The organism is Acidovorax sp. LjRoot129 (assembly GCF_964253765.1).
Lineage (GTDB): Bacteria > Pseudomonadota > Gammaproteobacteria > Burkholderiales > Burkholderiaceae_C > Acidovorax.
Genome location: NZ_CAXUSE020000001.1, coordinates 153,013 through 166,651, shown reverse-complemented (window position 1 = coordinate 166,651; position 13,639 = coordinate 153,013). Strand labels below are relative to the sequence as shown.

At 67.1% G+C, this 13,639-nt stretch carries 16 protein-coding genes; 6 read left to right on the top strand and 10 right to left on the bottom strand.

Translation table 11 applies throughout. From position 1 onward, the window contains the following. Positions 1–61: 61 nt before the first annotated feature. Complete coding sequence (locus ACSQ3Q_RS00810; RefSeq protein ID WP_436132543.1) at positions 62–1,216, bottom strand: trans-sulfuration enzyme family protein; 1,155 nt, start codon at positions 1,214–1,216, stop codon at positions 62–64. A gap of 43 nt (positions 1,217–1,259) precedes the next feature. On the opposite strand from ACSQ3Q_RS00810, the gene ACSQ3Q_RS00805 reads away from it, so the two are divergent. Both ACSQ3Q_RS00805 and ACSQ3Q_RS00800 read left to right on the top strand, forming a co-directional pair. Beyond that, positions 1,260–2,072: an AraC family transcriptional regulator gene (locus ACSQ3Q_RS00805; protein WP_436132542.1), complete on the top strand. Its 813-nt coding sequence runs from the start codon at positions 1,260–1,262 to the stop codon at positions 2,070–2,072. Positions 2,073–2,253: 181 nt separating this feature from the next. After that, on the top strand, positions 2,254–2,691 hold the full coding sequence (locus ACSQ3Q_RS00800) for a hypothetical protein (protein WP_436132541.1): 438 nt from the start codon (positions 2,254–2,256) through the stop codon (positions 2,689–2,691). A gap of 236 nt (positions 2,692–2,927) precedes the next feature. On the opposite strand, the gene ACSQ3Q_RS00795 is transcribed toward ACSQ3Q_RS00800, so the two are convergent. Then, positions 2,928–3,767, bottom strand: a complete 840-nt coding sequence (locus ACSQ3Q_RS00795; RefSeq protein WP_436132540.1) for a class I SAM-dependent methyltransferase — start codon at positions 3,765–3,767, stop codon at positions 2,928–2,930. Positions 3,768–4,102: 335 nt separating this feature from the next. On the opposite strand from ACSQ3Q_RS00795, the gene ACSQ3Q_RS00790 reads away from it, so the two are divergent. Then, positions 4,103–4,495 (top strand): DUF4345 family protein, encoded by a 393-nt coding sequence (locus tag ACSQ3Q_RS00790; protein ID WP_436132539.1) that lies wholly within the window; start codon positions 4,103–4,105, stop codon positions 4,493–4,495. Positions 4,496–4,571: 76 nt separating this feature from the next. Here the strand turns inward: ACSQ3Q_RS00790 and ACSQ3Q_RS00785 are convergent, their stop codons facing one another. Continuing rightward, a complete protein-coding gene (locus ACSQ3Q_RS00785; RefSeq protein WP_436132538.1) occupies positions 4,572–5,327 on the bottom strand; it encodes a zf-TFIIB domain-containing protein in 756 nt (251 codons plus the stop codon). Positions 5,328–5,605: 278 nt separating this feature from the next. Between ACSQ3Q_RS00785 and ACSQ3Q_RS00780 the strand changes: the two genes are divergently transcribed. Further along, on the top strand, positions 5,606–6,757 hold the full coding sequence (locus tag ACSQ3Q_RS00780; RefSeq protein ID WP_436132537.1) for an ABC transporter substrate-binding protein: 1,152 nt from the start codon (positions 5,606–5,608) through the stop codon (positions 6,755–6,757). A gap of 128 nt (positions 6,758–6,885) precedes the next feature. After that, on the top strand, positions 6,886–7,308 hold the full coding sequence (locus tag ACSQ3Q_RS00775) for a hotdog fold thioesterase (RefSeq protein ID WP_436132536.1): 423 nt from the start codon (positions 6,886–6,888) through the stop codon (positions 7,306–7,308). Positions 7,309–7,582: 274 nt separating this feature from the next. Here ACSQ3Q_RS00775 and ACSQ3Q_RS00770 read toward each other — a convergent pair whose 3' ends face one another. Together ACSQ3Q_RS00770 and ACSQ3Q_RS00765 are read right to left on the bottom strand one after the other, a co-directional pair. Continuing rightward, complete coding sequence (locus tag ACSQ3Q_RS00770) at positions 7,583–8,152, bottom strand: cob(I)yrinic acid a,c-diamide adenosyltransferase (protein WP_436132535.1); 570 nt, start codon at positions 8,150–8,152, stop codon at positions 7,583–7,585. Between the two features lie 231 nt (positions 8,153–8,383). Beyond that, the gene (locus ACSQ3Q_RS00765) at positions 8,384–8,824 is read right to left on the bottom strand and encodes a hypothetical protein (RefSeq protein ID WP_436132534.1); all 441 of its coding nucleotides are present in this window, start codon (positions 8,822–8,824) and stop codon (positions 8,384–8,386) included. 339 nt (positions 8,825–9,163) lie between these two features. On the opposite strand from ACSQ3Q_RS00765, the gene ACSQ3Q_RS00760 reads away from it, so the two are divergent. Continuing rightward, on the top strand, positions 9,164–9,532 hold the full coding sequence (locus tag ACSQ3Q_RS00760; protein WP_436132533.1) for an EF-hand domain-containing protein: 369 nt from the start codon (positions 9,164–9,166) through the stop codon (positions 9,530–9,532). A gap of 187 nt (positions 9,533–9,719) precedes the next feature. Here ACSQ3Q_RS00760 and ACSQ3Q_RS00755 read toward each other — a convergent pair whose 3' ends face one another. From ACSQ3Q_RS00755 to ACSQ3Q_RS00735, 5 genes are all read right to left on the bottom strand, one after another. Then, a complete protein-coding gene (locus ACSQ3Q_RS00755; protein WP_436132532.1) occupies positions 9,720–10,514 on the bottom strand; it encodes an amino acid ABC transporter ATP-binding protein in 795 nt (264 codons plus the stop codon). Next, complete coding sequence (locus ACSQ3Q_RS00750) at positions 10,498–11,151, bottom strand: amino acid ABC transporter permease (RefSeq protein WP_436132531.1); 654 nt, start codon at positions 11,149–11,151, stop codon at positions 10,498–10,500. Before ACSQ3Q_RS00750 ends, ACSQ3Q_RS00755 begins: the two co-directional genes overlap by 17 nt. A gap of 6 nt (positions 11,152–11,157) precedes the next feature. Beyond that, positions 11,158–11,832, bottom strand: a complete 675-nt coding sequence (locus tag ACSQ3Q_RS00745) for an amino acid ABC transporter permease (RefSeq protein ID WP_436132530.1) — start codon at positions 11,830–11,832, stop codon at positions 11,158–11,160. A 73-nt stretch (positions 11,833–11,905) separates the two neighbouring features. Next, a complete protein-coding gene (locus ACSQ3Q_RS00740) occupies positions 11,906–12,727 on the bottom strand; it encodes a transporter substrate-binding domain-containing protein (RefSeq protein ID WP_436132529.1) in 822 nt (273 codons plus the stop codon). Further along, entirely contained in the window at positions 12,724–13,533 is an 810-nt protein-coding gene (locus ACSQ3Q_RS00735; protein WP_436132528.1) for a GntR family transcriptional regulator, read from the bottom strand. Before ACSQ3Q_RS00735 ends, ACSQ3Q_RS00740 begins: the two co-directional genes overlap by 4 nt. Positions 13,534–13,639 lie beyond the last annotated feature (106 nt).

Sequence of the window (13,639 nt, the reverse complement as noted above, 5' to 3'; positions counted from 1 at the left end):
CGCACGGCAACCGGTGCAGGCGCCGTGTGGCGCCACGTGGCGGCAAGGGGCCGCGGGCAAGTCAACGGACGTGGGCCAGCGCTTGGTCCAAGTCGCTGCACAGGTCTTCGGCGTCCTCCAGCCCGACGTGCAGGCGGACCAGGCGGCCTGCATCCGGCAGCGTGGCCAGATGGCGCAGGTCGTACGGCACGGCCGGCAGCACCAGGCTTTCGTATCCTCCCCAGCTGGTGCCCAGGCTGAAGAGTCGGAGCGCGTCGATGAACGCCGCGAACGCGGTCTCGCTGCAGGGCGCGAGCTCGAAGGTGAAGGGCCCGGCCGCGCCTGAGAACTGCGCGCGCCACAGCGCATGGCCCGGGTCGCCCGGCAGTGCCGGAAACATCACCCGCACCACCTCGGGCCGATGCTGCAGCCACAACGCCAGCGCCATGGCGGTCTGCTCATGGCGCGCCAGGCGCACGGCCAGCGTGCGCAGGCCGCGCAACGCGAGCCAACAGACATCGGGCGCGGCGTGTGCTCCGCTGCGGTCGCAATAGCGGCGTGTGCTGGCCAGGGCCGCGTGCGACCCAGTGATGAGCCCGAGCATCAGGTCGGAATGGCCGTTGATGTACTTGGTGGCCGAATGGATGGCGATGTCGATTCCGATCGCATGGGCGTCAAAGAACACGGGCGTGCCCCAGGTCGCGTCGGCCGCCACGGGGATGCCGCGCTGGCGTGCTGCGGCGCACACCGCACGGGCATCCAGCATGTCCATCGTGAGCGAGGCAGGGGTCTCGATGTAGACCAGGCTGGTGTTGTCCCGCAGATAGGGCGTGATGTCGGCGTCTTCCGGAAAATATTCGACGGTGGTGCCCAGCGGCGCCAGCTCCTGGTCGCAAAAGATGCGCGTGGGCCCGTACACGCCCTGGTTCAGCAGCAGGTGGCGGCCGGGGCCGGCGTGGGCGCTGAGCACGGCCACGATGGCCGCCAGCCCGCTGGCGGTGGCCAGGCAGGTCTCGGCCCCCGCGAACGCGGCCATGCAGCGCTGCAGCTCGAACGTGGTCGGGGTGCCCGAGCGGCCGTAGCGCGGGGCGTCGAACACCGTCTGGTGGTGCGCATGTTTGTAGTCGGCCAGGGTGTCGAACACCACGGTCGAGGCGCGCACCAGGGGCGGGTTGATGGCCTGGGCGGCACGGGCGGTGTGTCGGCCGGAGTGGGCGAGAAAGGTGTGGATCTGCATGGGGCGAGGGGCGGTGGTGGGTCGGAATTCATAATAGGTTGGCATGTCAGACCCAGAACGCCAATCTCCATCGCCGAGCCGCCAGGATGCCGGCCTGTGGGCCACGCTCGCCAAGACCCACCAGGCTGGCACGGTGCTGCCACGCCACCAGCACCAGCGCGGCCAGCTGGTGTTTGCCACGCGCGGGGTGATGCTGGTGGAGACGCCGCAGGCGCGCTGGACCGTGCCCCCGCAGCGCGCACTGTGGGTGCCACCGCAGCACCCGCACGCCATCGAAGTGCTGTCCACCGCCGACATGCGCACGGTGTATTGCCAGCCGGTTCTGATCGCTGAGTGCGAGTCGTTCACGCGGCGGGACGAGGTGCATGCGGTGGTGGCGTCGCCGCTGATCCGGCAACTGGTGCTGGGCTTGTTCGAGCAGCACTTTGACCACACGACGCGGCACCTGATGGTGAGCTTGCTGCTGCGCACCCTGCAGAACACGCCCTGCCTGCCCACCCACCTGCCCATGCCGGCCAGCGAGGCTTTGCGAACCGCATTGGCACCGCTGCTAACGCACCACCAATGGCAGTTGCCCCTGCACGCGCTGGCCGCGGCGGCGGCGATGTCGGAGCGCAGCTTTACCCGGCGCTTCACCGCCGAGGTCGGCCTCTGTTTCAGGGCCTGGCGCCAGCGGGCGCGCCTGATCGCCTCGCTGGACCTGCTGGCCTCTGGCCGCCCGGTGAAGGCCATTGCGCACACCCTGCACTTCGAGAGCGCTGCGGCGTACTCGGCATCTTTCCGCGAGCTGTTGGGCTGCACGCCCAACGCTTTTCGGCAAGGGCAAACCAGCGACGACGGGGGAGCGGGGCTGTAGCGGCACCCGCACTGCACCGCGCACAACGGCAGTAGCCGCGGGCGGGCCACCAAACCGAGAGGCCTATCATGCGAAGCACTGCGCGCGTGCCCCAGAGGCGGCGCTGCTAACCACTTACCCATTGCGGGGCGTGCGCATCCTTGCGCCCCATTGCCACCTCCTACCTGCGCCACTGTTTTCGATGCTCTATCTCATCTCCGCCTGGCCTGTGCTGGCCCTGACGCTGCCTGCACTGTGGCTGCTCTCTGCTGTGTTTTTTCTGGTCAAGGGCAACCGGCGTGCCTTGGGGATGCTGATGGCCCTTGCGGCCTGTTTCCTCATCGGCGCGCTGCTGATGGAATTTTTCGTCTTCATGGGCGCGCGCATGGCGCCCCCGGGCCGCGCACAGTCGGTGCCCGAGCTCGGCACGGGCACACGCCAGCTGCTGCAGACCATGGCCAACCCACGCTCCATTGCCGCGCCACCGCTGTCGCTGGCCGCCGTGGCGGCGTACAGCGTGCTGCTGTCGTATGGGTGGATCCTGGTCGCCTGGGTCCTGCACCTGCGCGGCGGGGGCAGTGGCGGCAGCGCCAAAAAGAAGAAGCCCGCCAAGGGCGGCCGGAAATCGGCGCGGGCTTGAGGGGCGGCTTTTTTTGAGTCTTTTTGGCCGCTAGCGCTTGATCTATAAGCACTTGTAGCTATTAATTTAATAGCACATTCCGTGCGCCGGCAGACACTTGAGCCCGCGGCGGCGGGCAGCCAGCGTGGGGTCGGCAACGGCCCGTGAGCTCATTTTTCTGGCCGCAGCGGCAATGCAGTAAGTCGAGGCATCCTCCGGCGCGTCCACTGGTTCGCTACCCACCGATCTCCCGCCGATCAGACCCCTTCCACCCCCAGCGTCGCCATGCCATACAGCGGCGCGCCCAGCCAGGGCCACCACAGCGTTTCCAGCGCCAGGCCTGCCCAGCCATAACACTCGGCCACGCTGTGCGCGTGCAGCAGCGCCAGCCGCGGGTGCGCTGCAGGCAGGTCGGCCAGCCGCGCCACGCCCCAGCGGAACTCTGCCCCCGTCGGGCCCACGCTGGGGTGCCGGCAGGCCCTGCCCACGGCCCGGTGGGTCAACACGTCCAGCACCAGGCGCGAACCCGCAGGCGCGCACTGCGCAAACTCGTGCAGCACGGCCTCCACCTGCGTAGGCTCCAGGTACATGAGCACGCCTTCGCACAGCACCAGCACGGGCTGCGCGGGCGTGCCGCCCTTCGTATCGCGTGCCGGCAGCCCCAGCCGCTGCCACCAGCCGGGTTGCGAAATGTCCACCTCGGCCAGGCGTGTGCGCGGGCTGTGTGCGGGCAGCAACTGCTGGCGCAGCGCGACCACCTCGGGCAGGTCGGCGTCAACCCAATGGTTGGCACCGGTGTCCAGCCACTGGAAATGGTGCGACAAGCCGCAGCCCAGGTTCACGCCCTGGCCCTGGGGGTGCATGAGGAAAAAACCCTGCGCGGTGTCGCGGATGAACCGGGTGCGCCACAGCACATTGAGCACCGTGGGCAGGTCATCAAGGTACGGCTCCACATCGGCGCCCAGGCGCTCCAGCAGATCGGCGGCCACCGCATCGCCACAGGCCAGCCAGGGGAAGTAGCGGTCGCCCCGCGCCCGCGCCGCCAGCGGGATCAGCAAGGTGCTGGGCACGGCGGGCAGCCGCGCTTGCTGAAGCAAGGGGGCTTGGCCTTTGGCGCGCGGCGATGGCGCACCAGTGCTGGTGGGGGTGGGGGTGGGGGTGGCGGGGGATCGAACGGATCGGTGCCGGGTTCGGGGCGTCTGCAGCTGCACAGTCTGTCCTTCTGTGGCCGGGGCGCCACGTTGGGTGGTTGCACGGGGCAGAGCCCACGGAGAGCCACGCCTGCGCCATTGTGAACGGATCAGTGCCTGCCGCGGTGGAAGGGCTACAGGCTTGAAGGGGAACAGGCGGTGCGCGGCGGCCCGCATTGCCCCGGCGCGCACCCCGCGCCGAGCTGCCAGAATCCCGCGCTTTGCATGGAGAGCACCCACGGATGATCAAAAGCGACACCACCCGCCAAATCTTTTTCGGCATCACCGCGGCCGTGTTCCTGGCCATTGCCACCCGGGCCTGGCTGGCCCCTGAGAAGATGGCCGCGGGGCTCGGCTACACGCTGCGCGCACCCAATGGCTACAGCGAGCTTTTTGCGGTGTACATCGGCATCTGGGTGGCCACAGCGGCCCTGGCGCTGGTGGCGGCCTATAAGGTGAAGGACGCCCTGCCGGGCGACCTGCTCGCCATGTTCGTCCTGGCGCAGCCGGCCGGCAGGTTGCTGGCGCTGCCCGAGTGGGGGCCGCCGCAGGGCACGCTTTTTGTGATGTTCATCATCGAGGTCGTCGGTGGGCTGGCGCTGTTGCTGGTGCGTCCTTCCGGCCCGCCTCGGTAACTCGCCCCTGCACTGCTGGCGGCTGCGTGCCAGGCGCTTGCTCCGACCACGCCTGGCACCGCTGCGCCAGCAAGCGTCAATGGTGGCTCCGCGTGTTGATCACCGCCCACACCAGCGACACCCCGGCGGACAGAAGATCGCCGGTGAAGGACGAGTCCCCCGCATCGGCCGCGCCGGTAAAAGCCTGCTTTTGGCGCTCGCGCTCGGCGCGGCTGCGGTCGCGCTCGAGCGACACGAGCGCATCGCCGATATCCACGGGGGCGGGCTGTGTGGCCTGCGGGCTGCCGGCCTTGGCATAGCCCTCCATGGCGCGCACGACGGCCTCGGGGTCGATCAGCGAAAACGCGGCGCGGCAATAGGGGCAGGCGTGGTCCTTGCGGATGTCCACCGGTGCGCCGCAGCTGGTGCAATAGATGGCGCCCACGCGCTTGGCAAGGTTGTCGATCTCGGGGCGCGTCATGTGGCGCACAAAACCTTTTTCGACCATGAAGGACGAGAAGGTGCTGAAGCGCCCGTGCTGGCCGCGCGCGCAGCGGTAGACCATGTAGCGGCCGCTGCGCACCAGGTCGAAGCCCTTTTCGAGCGTGCGCGCGCAACGCGGGCAGTCCATGCTGTCGCGCAGCGCGTGGTGCTGGTCGGTACGGTGCTCGTGCAGCAGGCGAAACAGCTCGACCACCGACGCGGGCGTGAGCTTGAGGTTCTCGTGCCGGTCAAACCACAGGCCCTGGCAGGCAAAGCAGATGTCCAGTTCTAGCGCCCCGCCCAGGTTGCTGGCGAACTGGTGGACCTCCATCGGCTGGCGGCAGGAGGGGCAGGACGGTGCTGAGGTCATGGTGTGAAGGAGAAAGTCACGGCGCAGCAGTGGCCGACCGGCGGATGCTAACCGGCCTGCCCAGCAGGAGGGCGTGGCGGCGATTTCCTGCCGCGGCGGGTTTGCGGAGCGCTCAGACGGTGGATGCGGATGCCGGCTTGGGGCGGGCGCGAAGGGTTGTCATACATCGTGGCTAGAATCAGGGTTAACCCTAGGCCGCCGATCCAGGCCTTTCCCGATTCATCCGACACCAGCCCCGCACGGGGCTGGTTGTTTTTTTGTCCGCGAGTTTTTCCGTCATGCAACGCCGCCAGTTCTCCCAGTCCCTCATCGCCGCCAGCGCCGGCCTCCTCATCACCCACCCCGCGCGCGCCGTGGGCGTGCAAGACCCGATGGACGCCAAGAGCGTGACCATTGGTTGTTCGGTGGGCCTGACGGGCCCCCTGGCCAGCCTGGGCAAGGAGCTCAAGCAGGGGCTCGATGCGGGCATCGCGCAGGCCAACACGCGTGGCATCCATGGCCGCGAGCTCAGGCTGCTGGCCCTGGACGACGGCTATGACGCCGGCCGCTCGGAAGACAACGCGCGCAAGCTGATCGCCGACAGCGGCGTGGTGGCGCTGCTGTCGTGCATGGGCACGGCCAACAACCAGCGCATCCTGCCCTTGGTGGACGAGGCGCAGATCCCGTATGTGGCCCCCCAAAGCGGCGCCACGTCGCTGCGCAAGCCGGAATACCGCTCGGTGTTCCACGTGCGCGCCAGCTACTCCGACGAAGCCCAGCGCCTCACGCAAAAACTGGTGGCCATGGGCATCACCGACCTGGCCATCGTCTACCAGGACACCGCATTTGGCCGCGAATTCCTGGCCGATGTGAACAACGCGATGAAAGTCGCCAAGCAGCCCGCGCCCAAGGCTTTCAAGCTCGACGCGCAGGGTACGCAGGTGGCCGACGTGGTCAAGCAGGCCGTGGCAGCCAAGCCCAACACGGTGCTGCTGGGCACGGCGGGGGATGTCTCGGCGGCGCTGATCAGCGAGTTCAAGAAAGCATCGCCCAGCACCCCGCTGGCTGCCACCAGCGTTGCGCTCTCGGGCGACAACCTGCGCCAGCTGGGCGGCAAGGCGGCGGGCATTGCGCTGTCGATGGTGCTGCCGGATGCGAGCCGCACCAGCGTGGCCCTGGTGCGCGACTACCAGCGCGCGATGAAGGCCGTGGGCTTCCAGGAGTTCTCCGCCCGCAGCTTCGAGGGCTACGTCAACGCCCGCGTGCTCGCCGACGGCCTGGAGCGCGCGGGCCGCGAGCTCACCCGCGGCAAGCTGCGCAATGCGCTCGCGGGCATCCGGGCCAACGACCTGGGCGGGCTCACCATCGACTATGCAGGCAGCGCGCCGTATGTAGGCTCGCGCTTCCTGGACCTGGGCGTGATGGGGGCCAACGGCCGGATGGTGGGCTGACCTCAGCCTGCTCGCTCAGTGCACTGCATGGCGCAGTGCAGCCGCTCACGCCCTGTGCCCTGCAAGGCAAGATGGGCACAATGGCCGGTCCGATCAGATTCATCCCCCTCTGCCCGACCGAAGCCACCATGCCCATCTGGAAAAAACCCATTGACCTGGCCTTGCTGGAGGCCGCCAACCGCAACACCGCCGTAGAGTACCTGGGCATCGAGTTCGTCGAGGTGGGTGATGACTTCCTGCGCGCGCGGGTGCCCGTGGACCACCGCACGGTCCAGCCCTTTGGCCTGCTGCACGGCGGCGTCAGCGTGGTGCTGGCCGAATCGCTTGGCTCGACCGGCGCGTACTACACCCTGGCCGAAGGCTACCGGGCCGTGGGCCTGGACATCAACGCCAACCACCTGCGTTCCGCCACCAGCGGCTGGGTGACCGGCACCGCACGCCCCGTGCACATCGGGCGCACGACCCATGTCTGGCACATCGACCTGCACAACGACGCGGGCGATCTGACCTGCGTGTCGCGGCTCACCATGGCGATCCTGGCGCCCAAATAGAGTTCATCCCCCTGAGGCGTACTGCCGCCCGGTGCTGGCCGCTAGAGGCGGCAGCTCTTACGCCCGTCCAAGCCTGCGCAGGCAGGCTTGGCGCCGTGGGCCTCAGCCCCTTCTCTTCTCTCTACGCGCTGCGCGCTGCGCGCTCCGGGAAGGGGGACACCGCCAGCGCGGCGGGGCGGCCCTTGCGCGGCGGTCCTCGCTTGGGTCGCGCCAGTTTCAAGCATCTGAGGCCAAATTGGGCTCCAGCGCTTGATACATAAGCGTCAGAAGCTATCTATTCAGTAGCATTCTGCCTCGCCAGACGCTCGCTTTTCCAGTACACGTCATCCCCGCCATCCATGCGGTTGAGCACGCGGGCCAATACAAACATCAGGTCGGAGAGGCGGTTCAGGTATTGCCGGGGTGCGTCGTTCAGCGGCTCGGCGTTGCCCAGCGCCACCACCACCCGCTCCGCGCGGCGCGCGACGGTGCGGCACACGTGGGCCTGGGCGGCGGCGCGGGTGCCGGCGGGCAAGATGAATTCCTGCAGGCGCGGCAGCGCGGCGTTGTGGTGGGCCAGAGCCTCGTCGAGTTCCAGCACGGCGGCGGGCTTGAGGAGCTCGAAGCCTGGGATCGACAACTCGCCCCCCAGGTTGAACAGCTGGTGCTGCACCTCGACGAGCAAGGCGCGCACTTCGTCGGGCAGGGGCTCGCAGAGCAGCAGGCCGAGGTGGGAGTTGAGCTCATCCACGTCGCCAAGCGCATGGATGCGCAGGCTGTCTTTGGAGACGCGTTCGTTGTTGCCCAGGCCGGTCGTGCCGGCGTCGCCGGTGCGGGTGGCGATTTGCGTAAGTCGGTTGCCCATGGAGTGCCTTGGTGGTGAGTGGTGCGCAGCCAATGCGGGGTGCGCAAGAAAGACGGAGCAGAAGAGATCACCTGATTTTCCGCCAACGCTCGCTGGCGCGGCCGGTGCAATGCCCATGCGACCACTAGTTGCCTTGCGCCACCCCAAAGCACAGCGCCCCTTGCACGTGTTTCCATGCAAGGGGCGCCGCATTGCGCGTTCGCAGGCAAGGTGCCTGCGATGGCGTCAGCGTCAGTGGGTACTGGACGTGCGGTTGGCCTTGTCCACATCGGCCGTGGACACACCAATGTTGGTGGGCTTCATGTTGTTCCAGGCGCTGGTGTGGTACGCGTCCCATTCCTGGCGCGAGACCATGCCATCGTTGTTGGTGTCCATCAGGCGCGCGTTCACACGGGCGTCTGCGTTGGCAGCGGCCTTGCCGCCCGATGCGCTGGGGTTGATCTCGGCAGCTGGCTTGCCGCGACCATCACCCTTGGCGGGGTCCATCGGAGCGGCGGCGCTGTTGCTGGCGCGGCTGTCGGCCTTGTTCTGTGCATTGGCGGCGGCGGGGCCGCCCGATGCTGCGGGGTTCACTTCAGAAGGTGGGCGGGCGTTGGTGGCGGCGGGCGCCTGGGCGAAGGCGGCGGAACAGGCCAGGGTGGCGAGGGCGGCAATGAGGGTGTGCTTGCGCATGGGTGACTCCTTTGGCTGACAAAACAATAAAGAGGAACATCCCCAGCGGGATGCTGAACTTCATTGTTTTGAAGAAGCGGCAGGGGGCCTGTAGGACATGCCCCGCCATGCCAGTCATCCCGCGTCCGCCAGGCGGCGTAAGGGTCTTGCCGCTGCGCGCACTGGCGACGCTCTCTACCTTTGGGTACATCCGCACGGCATTGCGACACAAAGGGGGGCCTGGGCGTTACACCGGGCTGGCAAATGTTGGCGAGGGCAACAGCAGGCAAGAGTGCTGGCGTCAGGCGCCATGCTGCAGTGCAATAAGGTCCTGTTCAACTTCAAAGGAGCTTAGCTTCCATGAAAGCATTGCAACGACGCAGCTACAAGTTCGACACGCGCAGCGTGATGCTCTTCGCCGCCCTTTCCCTGGGCGGTGTGGGTGCATTGCAGGCACAGACCCCTTCTTCTTCGCCCCAGTTTGGCCCGGCCGAAAAGACCGCTCCCCAGACAGGTTCTAAATTCACCGCCGGCCCGAGCAGCACACCCGCCGCACAGGCCACGACCGCGTCTGCAGCGTTTGATCGCGCCGACACCAACAAAGATGGACAGCTCAGCGCCCAAGAAGCTGCGAAGCTGCCCGCCATCAGCCAACGCTTCAAGCAGCTGGATGCCGACCAGAACGGCACGCTGTCCCGCTCCGAATTCGAGAAAGGTGCGAACTCCTGATGACCCTCCACTGGCAACGCTACAACGGGCCGCCAAGTCCGTAGCGACGGTGCCAACTACCACGCGCTAGCGGGCCCTTGCATCAGCAAGAGGTCCGTGAGCCCGCCCGCGCTGGAACTCCAGGGCGTGGGCGGGCTCTTGTGCGTGAGCTTTCCAAAGGGGCGAGATTGGGATTCGGGTCAGTCAGTTAATCGTGCAGCGACGACAGAAACTGCTGCAGCTCCGCCGTCTGCGGATTGCCAAACAGTTCAGCTGGCGCGCCGGTCTCATGCACACGCCCCTGGTGCATGAAGATCACTCGGTCGCTCACCTTGCGGGCAAACGCCATTTCGTGCGTGACCATCATCAGCGTCATGCCTTCCAGCGCCAGCGACTCCACCACACGCAGCACCTCGCCCACCAGCTCCGGGTCCAGGGCCGAGGTGATCTCGTCGCAAAGCAGCACCTGCGGCTCCATGGCCAGGGCGCGCGCTATGGCCACGCGCTGCTGTTGCCCACCTGAAAGCTGGTCGGGCATGGCATCAAACTTTTCTGCCAGGCCCACGCGGTCGAGCAGCTTGCGCGCCTGCGCTGCAGCCGTGGCGGCATCGCGCGACTTCACCAGCGTAGGGGCCAGCATGATGTTGCGTCCCACCGAAAGGTGCGGAAAGAGGTTGAAGCTCTGAAAGATCATGCCCACCTGCTGGCGCAGCTCACGCATGGCCGTGGGGCTGTCGTGCATGAGCTTTTTGCCGTTGACGCTGAGGGCGCCCTCCTGAAAAACCTCCAGCCCGTTCACGCAGCGCAGCAGCGTGCTCTTGCCCGAGCCGCTTTTGCCGATGATGGCAATCACCTCGCCTTTTTGCACCTTGAGGTCGATGCCCTTGAGCACCTCGTTCGTGCCATAGGACTTGCGCAGGGCCGTGATGTCCACGATGGGCGGCTCGCCCACCACGATGCCGTCGTGGGCGGGGGTGGGAGCTTTTTCAACTGCGGTTGTCATGGAGTTTCCTTTCAAGCGACTGCGCCACCAGGCTCACCGGGAAGCACAAAACAAAGTACAGCAGGGCCACGCAGGCGTACACCAAAAAGGGCTGGTAGGTAGCGTTGGAAATCATGCTGCCGGCCTTGGTCAGCTCGACAAAGCCGATCACCGACGCCAACGCCGTGCCCTTGATCACCTGCACAAGGAAACCCACCGTGGGCGGCACCGCAATGCGCAGCGCCTGGGGCAGCACCACGTGGCGCAGCTGCTCGCCGAAGTTGAGCGCCAGGCTCTGCGCGGCCTCCCACTGGCCCTTGGGGATGGACGCTACGCAGCCGCGCCAGATCTCGGTGAGGTAGGCGCTGGTGTAGAGCGTGAGCGCAAACGCCGCAGCCGTCCACGGCGATGTCTTGATGCCAAAGAGCGCAATGCCGAAGTACGCGAGGAACAGCTGCATCAGCAGCGGCGTGCCCTGGAACACCTGCACATAGGCACCGATCAAGCGCTCGGTGCCCCGCACCTTGGACAGGCGCAGCACCAGCAGCAAGAGGCCTACCAACCCACCGCCGATGAAAGCAATGAGCGAGAGACTGACCGTCCAGCGCGCGGCCATCAGCAGGTTGCGCAGGATGTCCCACAACGAAAAATCAACCATTGCGACTTACCTCCCCACCAAGAATCGCGCCCCCACCCACATCAGCAGGCGGCGGGTCAGCATCGACAGCGCCAGGTACACCAGCGTGGCCAGGATGAACGCCTCGAATGCGCGAAAGGTGTTGCTGGAGATCAGGTTGGCGGCGTAGCTCAGCTCGGGGGTGGAGATCTGCCCGCACACCGCCGAACCCAGCATCACGATGATGATCTGGCTCACCATGGCGGGCCACACCTTGAGCAGCGCCGGTGGCAGCACCACGCGCCGGAAGGTCTGGCCGGGCGTGAGTGCCAGGCTCTGCGCGGCCTCGATCTGGCCACGCGGCGTGGCCTCGATGCCAGCGCGGATGATCTCGGCCGAATACGCGCCCAAGTTGATCACCATGGCCAGCACCGAGGCCACCTCGGGCGAGAGCCTGAGCCCCAACGCCGGCAGGCCGAAGAACAGGAAGAACAGCTGCACGATGAAGGGGGTGTTGCGCACCAGCTCCACATAGGCGGCCACGGCCCAGCGCAGCGGCAGCGCACGTGGCCCCAGGTTGCGGGCGCGTGCCCAGGCACAGGCCGTGCCCAGCAGCAGTCCGAGCACGGTGCCCACGATGGTGAGCCCAATGGTCCAGACCACGCCGCGCACCAGCAACGGCCAGGAGGACAGCACGGCAGAAAAATCAAGCGCAATCAGCATGGTGCGGATGCCCCGTGGCGCTTGTCACGCCACGGGCCTGTTCGGTTCGTTCAGCGAAGGGCGAAGAAGGCGATCACAGGGGCAGATCGCCTGCCGGGCGGCCGAGCCACTTGCTGGACATCTTGTCGATGTCGCCGGCCTTGCGGGCTTCGGCAATGATTTCGTTCACCTTGAGGCGCAGCTTGTCCTCGCCCTTGGCCACGCCAATGAAGTTGGGGCTGTCCTTGAGCAGCAGCTTGTATTCGGTCTGCAGGTTGGGGTTCTTGACCATGATGGTGCCGGCCGTGGAGGCGCTGGTGGCAATGGCCTGCGTCTGGCCCGACACGAAGGCCGAGATGCTGGCCGCGTGGTCTTCAAAACGCTTCACGTCCACGCCCGCGGGCGCGACCTTGGCCAGTTCCTGGTCCTCCATGGCGCCACGGGTCACGGCCACCGACTTGCCCGTGAGGTCGGCAAAACTCTTGATGTTCAGGCTCTTGCTGGCAAACACGGCCTGGAAGAACGGCGCGTAGGCCGCAGTGAAGTCGATGACCTTCTCGCGCTCGGGGTTCTTGCCCAGCGTGGAGATGACGAGGTCGGCCTTCTGCGTCTGCAGGTAGGGGATGCGGTTGGCGCTGGTCACGGGGATCAGCTCGACCTTCACGCCCAGCTTGGTGGCGATGTAGTTGGCCATCTCGACATCCAGGCCCTGGGGCTTGAGGTCGGTGCCGACAAAGCCGTAGGGCGGATAGTCGGTGGGGATGGCGATCTTGATTTCCTTGGCCTTGAGGATGTTGTCCAGCGCGTTCTGCGCGTGGGCGGCAGGGGCCATCAGCGCGGCCGACAGGCCCGTGGCGGCGAGCATGCCCAGTGTCAGGCGGCGGGTCGAAGAAACAAAGGCACGGTGGGCGGTCATAGCAGGGCTCCTAGGTAGGTGGATGCGTCGGCGGGTGCTGCGCCCTGGTCGGACGCTTTCGGGGTGGGACTTTGGGACGCAGCGCGGGGCTTGCGTTGCCGGGGCGGCGCGGTGGTGTCCGCTGCGGCGGTGGTGGTCTTGCGCACCGGGGCCAGCGCATCGCGCAGCCCGGCCAGCGGGTCGGTGCTGGCCTGCAGGCGCAGCGCGGATTGCACCGAGCCGATGTGTTCGGACATGAGCGCCTCGGCCTGGGCGATGTCGCCCGCCTCCAGCGCCTCGACGATGCGCACGTGGTCGGCGCAGGACTGCGCCGCGTCGTGCGACGACTGGTAGAGCATGGCGATCAGCGTGGTGCGCGCCGTGAAGTCGCGCAGCGTATCGGCCAGCAGGCTGTTGCCCAGGCACTCGGCCAGGCACACGTGGAAGTCGCCCAGCAGGAAACTGCGCACGCCCACGTCGCTGCCTGCGAGCGCCGCCTTCTCGCGCTGCAGGTGGGCTTTGAGTTGGCGCACGGCGCCTTTGTCCACCGTCTTGAGCTGGTGCAGCAGCCCGAGTTCGATGACGCGGCGCGCCTCGAAGGCCTCGCGTGCCTCGTCTTCCGAAGGTTCGATCACATACCAGCCACGCCGCGCGCTCACGGTGACGATGCCACGCGTGGACAGCCGCGTGAGCGCCTCGCGCACGATGGTCCGGCTGCAGTCGAACAGCATGGCCAACTGCTGCTCGCCCAGGCGAGAGCCGGGGGCAAGCTTTTGCGCCATCACGGCTTCGATGATGCGGTTGCTGATCTCGGTGGCGGTGGTCATTGCCGTCCATCGATTGCAGGTTCCGTGCCAACTGGTATACAAGATGGATGCACCAGCGTGGCGCACCACTGGTTCAAACCAGTGCATTGCGCGCCCAGACCGGCCC

Coding starts and splice junctions, on each gene's coding strand:
- ACSQ3Q_RS00750 (WP_436132531.1), bottom strand. CDS start 11,151: ATGGTTGATTTTTCGTTGTGGGACATCCTGCGCAACCTGCTGATGGCC.
- ACSQ3Q_RS00790 (WP_436132539.1), top strand. CDS start 4,103: ATGATCAAAAGCGACACCACCCGCCAAATCTTTTTCGGCATCACCGCG.
- ACSQ3Q_RS00775 (WP_436132536.1), top strand. CDS start 6,886: ATGCCCATCTGGAAAAAACCCATTGACCTGGCCTTGCTGGAGGCCGCC.
- ACSQ3Q_RS00765 (WP_436132534.1), bottom strand. CDS start 8,824: ATGCGCAAGCACACCCTCATTGCCGCCCTCGCCACCCTGGCCTGTTCC.
- ACSQ3Q_RS00805 (WP_436132542.1), top strand. CDS start 1,260: ATGTCAGACCCAGAACGCCAATCTCCATCGCCGAGCCGCCAGGATGCC.
- ACSQ3Q_RS00785 (WP_436132538.1), bottom strand. CDS start 5,327: ATGACCTCAGCACCGTCCTGCCCCTCCTGCCGCCAGCCGATGGAGGTC.
- ACSQ3Q_RS00760 (WP_436132533.1), top strand. CDS start 9,164: ATGAAAGCATTGCAACGACGCAGCTACAAGTTCGACACGCGCAGCGTG.
- ACSQ3Q_RS00800 (WP_436132541.1), top strand. CDS start 2,254: ATGCTCTATCTCATCTCCGCCTGGCCTGTGCTGGCCCTGACGCTGCCT.
- ACSQ3Q_RS00735 (WP_436132528.1), bottom strand. CDS start 13,533: ATGACCACCGCCACCGAGATCAGCAACCGCATCATCGAAGCCGTGATG.
- ACSQ3Q_RS00810 (WP_436132543.1), bottom strand. CDS start 1,216: ATGCAGATCCACACCTTTCTCGCCCACTCCGGCCGACACACCGCCCGT.
- ACSQ3Q_RS00745 (WP_436132530.1), bottom strand. CDS start 11,832: ATGCTGATTGCGCTTGATTTTTCTGCCGTGCTGTCCTCCTGGCCGTTG.
- ACSQ3Q_RS00755 (WP_436132532.1), bottom strand. CDS start 10,514: ATGACAACCGCAGTTGAAAAAGCTCCCACCCCCGCCCACGACGGCATC.
- ACSQ3Q_RS00780 (WP_436132537.1), top strand. CDS start 5,606: ATGCAACGCCGCCAGTTCTCCCAGTCCCTCATCGCCGCCAGCGCCGGC.
- ACSQ3Q_RS00770 (WP_436132535.1), bottom strand. CDS start 8,152: ATGGGCAACCGACTTACGCAAATCGCCACCCGCACCGGCGACGCCGGC.
- ACSQ3Q_RS00740 (WP_436132529.1), bottom strand. CDS start 12,727: ATGACCGCCCACCGTGCCTTTGTTTCTTCGACCCGCCGCCTGACACTG.